Consider the following 12,451-nt stretch of genomic DNA (forward strand, 5'->3'; position numbering starts at 1 on the left):
CAAAAGTTAATAATCTATTTTAATCATTTCTATATCTTTTTTCAAACCTAGTCCTTCAGATCTGCATAAAATTTTATTTCCTGAAATACTGACTATTTGAACACTAATCTTTTGACCTAAAACTCCTTTTATTGCATTATCTGGAACTTTTGTATAAGTTAAAACATATTCACAATCAGATTTCCATTCTATTGCTCCTTCAAGTACAATTCCAGTGACTGTATCAGTTTCTATTTGAACTTTTTCTCTTCTAACAACTTTATACCTTTTATAAGCAGGATTAAAATACGAAAACTTTCCAGTTTTAAAGTCGACACATTTTTTATCTTGTGAAAAACCAACGATAGTAAATGCAAATAAACACAAAACAATAAGTTTTATTCTCATATTTTTATTTAAATATCCTTCAACATAGCTCTCGCTCTCTCTAAGTCCTCAGCCGTATCAATTCCAATTCCAACATGAGTCGTTTCAACCATTTTAATACGCTTTCCGAATTCCAAATAACGTAATTGCTCTAACTTCTCAGAAGCTTCTAAAGATTTCATTGGAAGACTATAAAAGTCTAATAAAGCTTGTTTTCTAAAAGCATAAATTCCGATGTGCTGAAAATATCGTACTCCAACATTTTTCTCTCTCGGATACGGAATTACAGAACGCGAAAAATACAAAGCAAACTGCGACTGATCAACCACGACTTTTACATTATTCGGATTGTTGATTTCGTCTTCATTTGTAATTTCACGCATTAGCGAAGCCAAATCAACTTTTCTATCTGGATCATTTTTAAAAACCGATAAAACTTGCGCCAAAGGCTCTGCTTCTGTAAAAGGTTCATCACCCTGAACATTTACTACAATATCAACATCAAGGTCAGCAATAGCTTCAGCAATACGGTCACTTCCAGATTCATGTTCTTTGATGCTCTTAATGGCTTTTCCGCCATTAGAAACAATTTCATCAAAAATTAAATCGGAATCAGTTACTACAAAAACATCATCAAACAGCTTTGTTGAAACAGCCGCTTCATAAGTTCTTAAAATTACTGTTTTGCCTCCAAGATCCTGCATCAGTTTTGCTGGAAAACGTGTTGAAGCATATCTGGCTGGAATTACTGCTATTATTTTCATTCTTCTATTTTACTGAGTTCAAAAAACTCAAAATTTAGTAATTTAACTTTCACTGGTTTTAAGTGTTTGCAAATATGCAAAAATTACTTTTAAATTTTCTGTATTTCTATTTCTGTAAAAGATGAAAATCATGTTCAAGAATATTAAGACAAAAAATTAAACCGAAACTGTAACACGAAGATAAGTTGCAGGAATTAATGTAGAATTGTCATTACTTTGGTTTTGACTATTAACTAATCCTTCAAGTTTAGCATACAAATCTGAAGTTTTCCCGTTTTGTTCAGCAGCTTCAAAAGCATTCATAGTTGGACCATAGTACGTTTTTAATCGATTTAGCCATTCCGAAGGTGGAAATGTGGCTTTAAATGTAAAGGTATCTTTCTCAAAAGAAATATTTTCTTTTGGAACACCTGCATTTGTGAATCTTTCGATTACGTTATCCTCAACCCCCCAAAGCATTGGACTTACAAAACCCTCAGGAGGCGGAGGTGTAAATTCAGCACTAATTTTCAAGATTTGCGCAATCAACGTTGGATCTCCTGGTATCCAATTACCCATAATAATTTTACCTCCAGGCCGTGTAACACGAACCATTTCTTTGGCAACATCAAAAGGTTTTGGAGCGAACATAGCTCCAAAAATGCTCATCGTAACATCAAAAGATTGATTTTTCAATTCGTTCAAATCAGTTGCGTCACCTTCTTGAAATACAATATTATCCAATCCTTCCTTTTTTGCTCGAAGATTGCCAGCTTCAACTAAATTTCTTGCTATATCAACACCTAAAACATTGGCCCCCAATTTTGCCGAAGGTATTGCGGTAGTCCCATCGCCACAGCCGAGATCTAAAACATTACTATTTTCTTTAATTCCAATCTTGGCAACCAATTCCGCACCACTTTCTCTCATAGATTCTGCAACGCGTGTAAAATCGCCTTTTTCCCATAATGCTTTGTTTGGATTCATCTTAATTTTATCAGTGATTATAGTGCTGATGCCGCACTCTTACTTCATTTGTAAACATCTTCTGTTATTTTTTAAATTATCACCAGTTAATCACAAAAAGGCATTTAAAAAACTAATTAAAAAGAAGACAAAAATAAAATAATCAACTGACAAACAATTACTTACACAAAAATAAACAAATTAAATGGAAAACAACTGGAAAACTTTGAAGCGTTCTTTCGCTATTTCCATCTAAAAACAGATATACTATTTACAAAACACTTTCCAAAATATATTTATAACATATTTCTTAAAGCGTTGCATTTTAATCTCTTATAATATTTTTATTTTTATGAGAAAAAACATGATAAGAAACTTTACTTTACTTCTGCTCTATTTCTTTTTAATTCTAAGTTTACATGGTTTCTCACAAACTGGCAAGTCAAATCTCTTAAATCCATTTTCTAATCGCATTTTTTCAGGAAAAGGATATCAGCCTTTACAAGATTTAAAATGGAAATTTAAAACAGAAGGTAAAGTCTTTTCATCTCCAATTGTTCAAAACGGAATCGTTTATATTGGCAGTGAAGATGGTAATTTCTATGCTATCGATGAAAAATCTGGGAACTTAAAATGGAAATTTAAAACCAATGGAGCCGTTCATAGTTCTTCGAGTATTTACAATGACATTGTTTATTTTGGAAGTTTTGACGGACACTATTATGCTGTAAATGCTAAAACTGGAAAAGAGATTTGGCGTTTTAAAACCAAAGGCGAACATTGGTATAGTGAAGTTGGAATGTGGGGCATGAAACCAAGCGATTTATTAATGGCTGACTTATGGGACTTTTACCTTTCAACGCCTGTTATTTACTCAGACAATAAATCGGCATTGGCGATTTTTGGCAGCAGTGATGGAAACCTATATGCAGTTGATGCTAAAAATGGAACTCTAAAATGGAATTTCCAAACCAAAGCCGCTATACACAGCTCTCCTATTTTAGACAAAAGTACATTATATTTTGGTGGATGGGATGGCATTTTTTATGCTTTGGATTGTAAAACAGGGAAAGAAAAATGGAAGTTTTCTACTGAAATCAAAACAGGTTTTACCGGAATTCAAGCTTCTGCAGCTGTATCTAACGGTATCGTATATTTTGGCGCAAGAGATCCGTATTTCTTTGCGCTTGATACTGAAACAGGAAAATTAATCTGGAAATACAATGCTGAAAAGTCTTGGATTTTGAGTTCGGCTATTATTAAAGATAATACGGTTTATGTAGGAACTTCAGACACTTATGCTCTATTGGCATTGGACGCAAAAACCGGAGAAGAGAAATATCGTTTTAAAGGAAATGGATATGTTTATTCTTCGCCTGCCATTGCCGGCAATACGATTTATTTTGGAGATTTTTCGGGGAATTTCTTCAGTCTGAATTTACTTTCTAAAAAAGAATTACAAGTTACTCCAACCGAAAATAGAGACAAGTACGCTAAAACAATTTTAAACAATAATCTTTTAGATTTTACCCACGCGGCGAAGGCAACCGATTTGTCTATTTATGCAGAGAATCACAGAGTAATGAATGAATTTTATAGATTGGGACCTATTGTTTCTTCACCATTTATTATCAATAATGTTATTTTTTATGGAAGCGCAGATGGTTATTTGTATGCTTATAATTTGAGAAAGGAAAAATAATTTCCTTTCTCAAATTATAATTATCCTGATCTTACTTAATTATTCTTATCAGATTTGGATATAGATTGATGCTCATTTTTTTGCTTTTAATTGCAAAAAATATTGGCAAAACTATATTCAAAATATAAAATGCTATAAAAATATATAAAAGCATAAAAGATTGACCGTAATGCATAATTTTAGAAACAGCAAAAACTGTTATTACAATAAAAGTAAAAATCGACCAAACTATTTGATAGTTGAGCAGATTTGCTCCAATTTCTTTTAGTCCGATAATTTTATCTTTTTTCGCAATCCATAAAATAAGAGGCAAAATAATATTTCCGACAGGAATTGCGAGAAATACTAATACTGAAAGATGAAAAACAATCAAATAGCTTTTGTCTTCATGCTTTCCATAATCTAAAACATCTTCAGTATTTATATCTAAAACTTCACAAATCAGATTCAAGGTTTTCCCACGTGGTTCATTTTCGTCATTTTCAATGCGCTGAATCGTTCTTAAATTTACTTTTGAAGTTTCGGCTAATTCTTCTTGAGAAAGACCTTTTTTCTTTCTTATTTCTTTTATCTTTTTTCCAATTTCGTTCATAATCAATTTTGATTTATTATTTCGACAAAACTACTTTTGAAAAGTTGATTTTGATAACGGTTTGTTTGCGACATTTTAACGACATTCTTGTCAAAATACTGATTTTCTTGATTATAAAAATTATTACGTAAAGTTGATTACATAATTTTTACCGAAGTCATACTTAAAGAACCCGCTAATAATTTATCATTAAAAAGCTCAACTTCATCGGTTTTATCTTTTAAACCTAAAGTATACAATAACGGAAGATAATGTTCTGGAGTTGGAATAGCCAATTGAACCGCTTTATTTAGTTTTTCAAAATCAATTAAAGGCTGAAAATTTCCATCCAATAAATAATTATTTACGGTTTCTCGCGCTTCAATTGCCCAATCATAACCGTAATTGTCTTTATCAAAATTTCTAAAATCGACCATTCTAAGATTATGAACAATATTGCCGCTTCCGATAATTAAAACGCCTTTGTAGCGAAGTGCCTGCAGTTTTTGAGCCAATTCAAAATGATATTGTCCCGATTTGGTATAATCAATGCTCAACTGAATAACAGGAACATCTGCGTTTGGATACAAATGTTTAATTACGCTCCAAGCGCCGTGATCCAATCCCCAATGCTCGTCTAATTCGACCATAACAGGATCTAAGAGCTTTTTAGTTGCAACTGCCAATTCTGGACTTCCTTTTGCTGGATACTGAACATCAAAAAGTGCTTGCGGAAAACCTCCAAAATCATGAATGGTTCTTGGCATTTCCATTGCCGTTACTTTTGTTCCTTTTGTAAACCAATGCGCCGAAACGCATAAAATAGCGTTGGGTTGTGGAAGTGTTTTAGCCAAATTACGAAAACCAGTCACAAACTGATTTTCTTCAATAGCATTCATTGGGCTGCCGTGCCCTAAAAATAGAACCGGCATTTTATCTGTATTCGAAAACGTAGATGAAATCGAATGTAAGTCGTTTAGTGTTGTCATTTTTATTTTTTTTCTGCCACAGATTAAAAAGTTTTTTTTGAATACGGTTAAATTTCTCTCGCAGATTTTGCAGATTGAGCAGATTATTTGATTGCGTTTTTTAAATTGACAATCTGCTCAATCTGCAAAATCTGCGTGAAACAAAAATTAAGCATCCCAGCATTTTAACTTAAAACGAGAAAAATCTGCAAAAATCCTTTTAATCTGTGGCAAACCATTACTCCTCAAAACTATCGTCCTTAAATCCAATCAAATATAGCTTATTTTTGGCACGTGTCATAGCGGTGTAAAGCCATCTAATGTAATCAGTATCAATTCCGTTTGGTAAAAATGGCTGTTCAATAAAAACAGTATTCCATTGTCCACCTTGCGATTTATGACAGGTTATAGCGTATGAAAATTTAACCTGAAGTCCGTTGAAATATTCGTTTTCTTTTACCTTTTGAAATCTCTTGTATTTGGTTGGCTCGTCTTCATAATCTTTCATCACTTCTTCGTAAAGACGATTTGATTCTTCATACGTTAAAGAAGGCGATTCGCTGGTTAAAGTATCTAGAATTAAAACCGTTTCAAAAGGCTTTTGTTCTGGATAATCGACCATTCTGATTTTTACTTTCGCAAACTTAAATCCGTACAATTCTTTTATTCCGAAAAGCTCCAGAACTTCAATAATATCTCCGTTGGCAATAAATCCAGCTTCGTCAGTTTCTTTCAGCCAGAAATAATTATTCTTAACTACCATTAAGAAATCACCAACCGAAAGTTCGCTTTCTTTAAATAAAATACGGCTTCTAATCTGTTCATTGTACTGATTTGCTCTTTTATTAGAACGAACAATAAAAGCAGTATCTTCAATACTATAATTGCTGTAAGCCGAATTTATCGCATCTTGAATATCATAACCATCCGTCAAGCGAACAATGTCTTTAAATTTCTTTACATTAAATCGAAATTCGGTAATGAAGCTCTCTTTAAGCAATTCTCGCAATTCTGTCGCATTATATAGAATCCCAGAACTTTCTTCCTGACGCATTACTTCATCCAATTCGATATGATCAATTTCCTTACTGTAATGAAAACCCAAAGTATCAATATCCAAAGCTGGACTAACATCCAAATTTACTGGCGGAAGCTGCGCCGTATCTCCCAAAAGAATCATTTTACAGTTTTGCCCAGAATAGACATAATTAATCAAATCGTCAAGAAGCGAACCGCTGTCTAAAGTACTGTCTGAAATCATCGAGGCCTCATCGACGATAAAAATGGTGTTTTTATGTTTGTTGACTTGTTTGGTAAATGCTACTCCACCTCCAGAAGATTTCTTCGGAAAATATATTTTTTTATGAATCGTAAAGGCTGGATTATTCGAATAATTGGCAATTACTTTTGCCGCGCGTCCAGTTGGCGCCAATAAAACGTACTTTTTATTGATATCGCCTAAATTATTGACAATAGTAGAAATAACGGTTGTTTTTCCAGTTCCGGCATATCCTTTCAAAACAAAAATCGTGTCGTTTTGAGGTTCAGTCAGGAAGATTGCAATTTTCTGAAAAAAAATATCCTGCTTATAGGTTGGAGGAAAAGGAAATCGTTTTTGTAAAATACCGTAAAACTGTGCAGAATTCATAAAATAAAATTGAAATACAAAGTTCGTTTTTTTTAATGGCAATGACAAAAATCAATTTCAATGACAAAATCAAGTTTAATATGAAAATTAAAAACAATCTCAAAACTTAAATTTTAATTATACACTTAAATAACTGATAATAAACAAAATGATAACATTCTGCTAACTTTTTTGCAATATTAAATTTTGAAATTGCATGTTGATTAAGTCTTTTTCATTGATATTGAAATTGACATTGTTATTTTTTTTATTTGTAAGTTTGTGGTCGCTTAAATTCTTTCTTGATTTAAAACAGGTAACGAATTGTAAATCAACTATGTCATTACAAAATACTAACATTACTTCAAAAAATTACAGAAAACTTTCTATTCAGGTTTCCCTGACTGGATTTTCATATTGCTGTTTTGATACTTTAAACAATGTCATTACTTCTTTTAAAGAAATAAAGTTTGACACCACTAGCAAAACAAGCCGAATTGAAGATTTATTCAGCAATGCTTTTAAGGTTAATCCTGAATTAAAAGAAACTTACGACGAAGTAATGGTTATCCATAATAATAATCTTTCTACGTTTGTTCCAACTGCTTTATTTGATGAGAATTATTTAGGAAGTTACCTTCAATACACTACAAAAGTATTTGAAACAGATCACTTTACTTTTGATCAAATTCCTAATTATCAAATGAATTCTGTTTATATTCCGTATGTGAATATCAACAATTTCCTGATTGACAATGTAGGATCTTTTGATTCTAAACACGCTAATACCATTTTGGTCGAAAAAATTCTGGACAACTCACGAAACAATGACGACAAGAAAATGATTGTGAATTTCAATCCTGGTAATTTTGAAATTATCGTGGTGCAGAATCAAAAACTTTTATTGTTTAATACATTCGAATACAATACTCCAGAAGATTTTATCTACTACATTTTATTTACGGCTGAGCAAATGAGCATGAATCCTGAAAGTTTCAAATTAGAATTATTGGGAACCATTTCGGAAAACGATCCTTTTTATGCTATAGCTTACAAATACGTGCGCCATATTTCTTTTATGGATGTCTCAAACCTAAAAGAAAGAAACAGCTTTACAACCGCTCAAAATCAAAAACATTATATCTTATTTCAATCATGAGAATCATTTCAGGAAAATACAAAGGACGCAGAATTTTTCCGCCAAAAAATCTACCTGTGAGACCAACGACTGATATGAGTAAAGAAGCATTGTTTAATGTTTTGAATAATCATTTTCATTTTGACAGCTTGAAGGTTCTAGATCTTTTTTCAGGAACGGGAAATATCAGCTATGAATTTGCTTCACGCGGAAGCGCACCAATCACCTCTGTTGATGGCGATTTCGGATGCGTAAAATTCATCAAGCAAGTTTCATCAGAATATGATTTTGATATTGCTGCAACCAAAAGTGATGTTTTTAAATTTTTAGAAAATTGCAAAACCACATACGATATTATCTTCGCAGACCCGCCTTACGGGTTGGATCAGGCGACTTTTGAGAAAATTGTTCTGACTGTTTTTGAAAGGGATTTATTGGAAGATGACGGAATGATGATTATCGAGCATTCTAAATATACCAAATTGGATCATATGAGTAATTTTTCGTTTCAGAAAAGCTACGGCGGTTCTTATTTTAGTTTTTTCGAACTAAATTCAACCGATGATGACGAAGAATTACCACATGATGATTCTAAAAAAGAATCTGAAGAAGATGAAGGATAAATTAAAAAAAATCCCATTTTTTTAATTCCAAATTTCAGCTTTTAAAATTAAAAATATCAAGTTCCAAATTCCAATTTTCTACCTGATGTCGAGATTGGAATTTGGAATTTTTATTTTTGAAATTTCAAACCTTATCTGATTCGGTTTTCCTTTTCATTAACGCTTTTTTCTTTGAATTCAGAATCTTTAATCTTCCCGAAAGAATAACGAAGCGTTAGAGAAACTTCGTTTGCATCAACTAAATATCTGGCTCTAGAACTTATCGTATTAATTGTAAATCTTTCGGTATAAATAGTGTTTTTAAAAATATCATTGTAGTTCAACGTACAATTCCAGTTCTTGCCAAATGTTTTTGCAAGAGATAAATCGAAAATCAACTTAGCATTTCTTTCAAAAACTCCTTCTTTTTGTTTGGTTGCTCCCCAAAAAGAGAGAACAAACGTGAAATCTTTGGGTAATTTAAATGTATTATTTGAATAGTAATACAAATATGTTCTAGATGAATTGAATACTGCCGATTGGTCTTCAATTTTATTAGTTGCAAAAATTAAAGAATTGGTGTTAGTCCAAATTTTATAAGTAAATGGCAGGGTAAATTCAATATTATAACCCGATTCTTTCTGAAAGTTTTTCTCAGTAAAAGTCAAAACATTTCCTTGACTGTCAAAAACAAAATCTTGGTAAACAGGATTTTTATTCTGGTATAAAGTAAATTTTAAAGATTTATCATAATACTGAAAAGCAGTAGAAATTACATCCATAAATGTCGGCCCCAAATTGATGTTGCTTCCATAAATAAAATACGGATTTATATATGTTGCAATCATACTCAAAGAAGAATAATTGGGTCTTGAAACACTTTTAGAATAATCGAAACTTATAGATTTTGTGCTGTCTATTGAAAAAGAAAACTGTGCCTTTGGAAACATTTTAGTGTAATTTTTATCAATCATGACATTACTCTCCGTACTGTATTTTCCGCTTACATTAGTGTTTTCTAGTCGCAATCCTATTGAGAAATCGATCTTCTTGATTTTTCCTGATAGTTGAGAATAAGCCTCTAAATTTTCTTCTTTAAAATTATAACTGAAAACTGTATTTTCATTTTTCTGATAATCAAAAACATCATAATCTGATCGTGATTTTGCAGCCGAATAAAGTCCGCCGTATTCCCAGTTTATTTCATTTTTGAACTTTTTTTCTAAATCAATTCTTCCTGAAAAAACATCGACATTAAACTTTTGATCGCGGTTTTGAGATAACTCCAATGCATTTTCATTAAAACTATTTTGAACCAAACTCCACAAATGCTGATTAAAATTTGACACTTGAAAACCAGCAAACAATTTAGTATCAATGGCTTTTATTTTCTTTGAATAATTTACAACTGAATTAATAAAATTCTTGTCACTAGCATTATCACTGAAAGTAAAAACATTATTTATTTCATCTTGAGTCTGATTAAATGTAAATGTGTTAATGTCGAAAGTATCGCTTTGCCTTTTGCCATTTACATTGATAGACAAATAATCTTCTTCATTTATTTTGTAAAATATACCTGCGCCAAAAACATATTGATTTCTGTAAGTAGTAGCAGAAACATCATAATCTGAAATAATAGATGTTTGCGGAATCTGGTATGCAATACTGTGATTTTCCCAAGGATTTAAACGGTTGTAATTAAAATTGGCTTTCCATTCCAGTTTGTTTTTTTTGAAACTGGAATTGAATCCTAAATAATTATTGAAATTCTTTTTAAACGAAGCCGTTTCAGAAATATCAGTTTTAAAACCTTCTTTTCGGCTTAGTTTTCTAGTAATTAAAATTACTGCCCGACCCTCTGCTTCATACTTTGAAGACGGGTTTTGAATGATTTCAATTGTTTTAATATCGTTCACAGAGAGAGAGTTCAGTTCGTTTATTCCCACTCTCTGATTATCAATATAAATCAACGGCGTCCCTTTTCCAACTACAGATATATTTTCGCGATCTGAGCTTACTAGAACATTTGGCAATTTTGAAAGCAAATCGACTGGATTTGGAATGGAATTGTAAACCGAATTGGCAACATCGACTTTTATATTTCCGTTTGAATTTGTAAACGTCTTTTTCTCTTTATTGATTACTATTTCATCCAATTGATTTGTAAGCGAATCTTTTGGCGTTACACTCTGGGCATTAGCAACATAGGAAAGACCAAAAAATAAAAGTGTAATAAGAAGTTTTAAGGGCAGATAAATATTCATTTTAAATTGATTAGTGTTGCTGCAAAAATGCTTTGAAAACCTAATTCCGAAAGTTAATCGTAGGTTAATGCAGGGTTAATCTGCCATTTGTATGGTAAAAGCTGTATTTTTGAAACAGAATTCCAAAGAGATATGAAACAAAGAATCAATTTACTAATCGCATTTTCTGTCATCGCATTAATTGTGCTTATGACGGTGCAATGTTATTTAGTAAAAACAGCCTACGAATACAAAGTGGCGCAGTTTCATACACAGATTAAAAATGAAATTGCTCAGATTTCTAATAACTATAGCGATATTGATTCGGCTTTTGTAGCAAAAAAAGAAGCGCTTTACAAAAGTCTTTCTGAAAAATACATAAAAGGAAAAAACACCAAATTGGATATCAAAATTGGTGTTTTACAAAACGAATATCAGAGTGCCGTAACACAAGAAATTCAGCGAAAATTTGAAAGGGATTTGCCTAATTTCAAGATTGATTTTGCCATTGTACTCAATAAATTCATTCTGTATCAAAGTGCAAAAAAAGCCGATACGATTTTCTCAGAAAAGCCTTTTATTCAAAACAAACTATACGGAAATCTTGCTTCTTTAAATCACGCTTTTTTAGTGAGAAATTATGTTGGAACAACCAACGGAACTTTTGAAAATCAGGAATATCAATTGCTGACAGAAGATTCAATGTACGTTTCTGTAATAGATTGGGAAATGATTATTTTGAGACGAATGACTTTTATTCTCATTCTATCTCTATTATCCATTCTGACTTTAATTACGCTTTTTGTCATTGCCTTAAAAGCTTTGATTAAACAGAAAAAAGTAAGCGACGTTAAAACCGATTTCATCAATAATATCACACATGAACTTAAAACGCCTTTGGCAACTTTAGGAATTTCGACAAAGATTTTAGCGCAGAAGAATATTCGTGACAACGACGAAAATTTCAATGCAATTGTGAGTACAATTTCACGCCAAAACAATCGCCTTCAGAATTTGATTGATCAGGTTATGGCCAATTCTTTGGCTGAAAATGAACTTGAATTGCAGAAAGAAAAAATAGAAGCCGAAGACTTCCTGCTTTCTATCGTAAATGATTTTAAGATTGCTTTCCCTAAAATTGCTTTGAAGACCGATTTTCAGACTAAAAAGACAATTTTGGTTTTGGATAAATTCCATTTGACAACTGCTTTTTTAAATGTTTTGGAAAATGCTGTAAAATACGGTTCGAGCATAATTACTGTAAAAACCAGAATTGTAGAAAAGCAATTTTCTGTAAGTTTTGAAGACGACGGAATTGGAATTGCCAAAAACAAACAAGCCTTCCTTTTTGAGAAATTTTATCGTGTCGAACAAGGAAATCTGCACAATACAAAAGGCTTAGGTTTAGGATTGTATTATGTGGATCAAATCGTAAAAGCGCATCAAGGTTCTGTAAACGTTATTAGCGATTTAGGAAAAGGCTCTCAGTTTACTATTTTATTAAAAGTTTAATTCCCTTATT

General features: G+C 31.9%; 11 protein-coding genes. 4 read left to right on the top strand and 7 right to left on the bottom strand.

Translation table 11 applies throughout. The features are described from left to right. Positions 1-6: 6 nt before the first annotated feature. From FF52_RS18365 to FF52_RS18375, 3 genes are all read right to left on the bottom strand, one after another. On the bottom strand, positions 7-387 hold the full coding sequence (locus FF52_RS18365; protein WP_008467893.1) for a hypothetical protein: 381 nt from the start codon (positions 385-387) through the stop codon (positions 7-9). A gap of 8 nt (positions 388-395) precedes the next feature. Then, the gene (gene kdsB, locus FF52_RS18370) at positions 396-1,130 is read right to left on the bottom strand and encodes a 3-deoxy-manno-octulosonate cytidylyltransferase (protein ID WP_008467895.1); all 735 of its coding nucleotides are present in this window, start codon (positions 1,128-1,130) and stop codon (positions 396-398) included. A gap of 156 nt (positions 1,131-1,286) precedes the next feature. Continuing rightward, positions 1,287-2,096 (bottom strand): class I SAM-dependent methyltransferase, encoded by an 810-nt coding sequence (locus tag FF52_RS18375; protein ID WP_008467896.1) that lies wholly within the window; start codon positions 2,094-2,096, stop codon positions 1,287-1,289. Positions 2,097-2,439: 343 nt separating this feature from the next. Here FF52_RS18375 and FF52_RS18380 point away from each other — a divergent pair, with 343 nt between their 5' ends. Continuing rightward, the gene (locus tag FF52_RS18380) at positions 2,440-3,777 is read left to right on the top strand and encodes a PQQ-binding-like beta-propeller repeat protein (protein WP_008467897.1); all 1,338 of its coding nucleotides are present in this window, start codon (positions 2,440-2,442) and stop codon (positions 3,775-3,777) included. 31 nt (positions 3,778-3,808) lie between these two features. Here the strand turns inward: FF52_RS18380 and FF52_RS18385 are convergent, their stop codons facing one another. The 3 genes from FF52_RS18385 to FF52_RS18395 all read right to left on the bottom strand — a co-directional run bounded on the left by FF52_RS18385 (position 3,809) and on the right by FF52_RS18395 (position 6,964). Next, positions 3,809-4,369 (bottom strand): helix-turn-helix domain-containing protein, encoded by a 561-nt coding sequence (locus tag FF52_RS18385; RefSeq protein WP_008467898.1) that lies wholly within the window; start codon positions 4,367-4,369, stop codon positions 3,809-3,811. Positions 4,370-4,506: 137 nt separating this feature from the next. Further along, complete coding sequence (ygiD, locus tag FF52_RS18390) at positions 4,507-5,337, bottom strand: 4,5-DOPA dioxygenase extradiol (RefSeq protein ID WP_008467899.1); 831 nt, start codon at positions 5,335-5,337, stop codon at positions 4,507-4,509. 217 nt (positions 5,338-5,554) lie between these two features. Beyond that, the gene (locus FF52_RS18395; RefSeq protein WP_008467901.1) at positions 5,555-6,964 is read right to left on the bottom strand and encodes an ATP-dependent DNA helicase; all 1,410 of its coding nucleotides are present in this window, start codon (positions 6,962-6,964) and stop codon (positions 5,555-5,557) included. Between the two features lie 316 nt (positions 6,965-7,280). Between FF52_RS18395 and FF52_RS18400 the strand changes: the two genes are divergently transcribed. Continuing rightward, complete coding sequence (locus FF52_RS18400) at positions 7,281-8,102, top strand: DUF3822 family protein (protein ID WP_035691950.1); 822 nt, start codon at positions 7,281-7,283, stop codon at positions 8,100-8,102. Then, positions 8,099-8,704: an RsmD family RNA methyltransferase gene (locus FF52_RS18405; protein WP_008467905.1), complete on the top strand. Its 606-nt coding sequence runs from the start codon at positions 8,099-8,101 to the stop codon at positions 8,702-8,704. Before FF52_RS18400 ends, FF52_RS18405 begins: the two co-directional genes overlap by 4 nt. Positions 8,705-8,835: 131 nt before the next feature. Here FF52_RS18405 and FF52_RS18410 read toward each other — a convergent pair whose 3' ends face one another. Beyond that, positions 8,836-10,950, bottom strand: coding sequence for an outer membrane beta-barrel family protein (locus FF52_RS18410; RefSeq protein ID WP_008467907.1), 2,115 nt, complete (start codon positions 10,948-10,950; stop codon positions 8,836-8,838). A gap of 132 nt (positions 10,951-11,082) precedes the next feature. On the opposite strand from FF52_RS18410, the gene FF52_RS18415 reads away from it, so the two are divergent. After that, entirely contained in the window at positions 11,083-12,441 is a 1,359-nt protein-coding gene (locus FF52_RS18415; RefSeq protein WP_008467908.1) for a sensor histidine kinase, read from the top strand. Positions 12,442-12,451 lie beyond the last annotated feature (10 nt).

The organism is Flavobacterium sp. F52 (assembly GCF_000278705.1).
Classification (GTDB): Bacteria; Bacteroidota; Bacteroidia; order Flavobacteriales; family Flavobacteriaceae; genus Flavobacterium; species Flavobacterium anhuiense.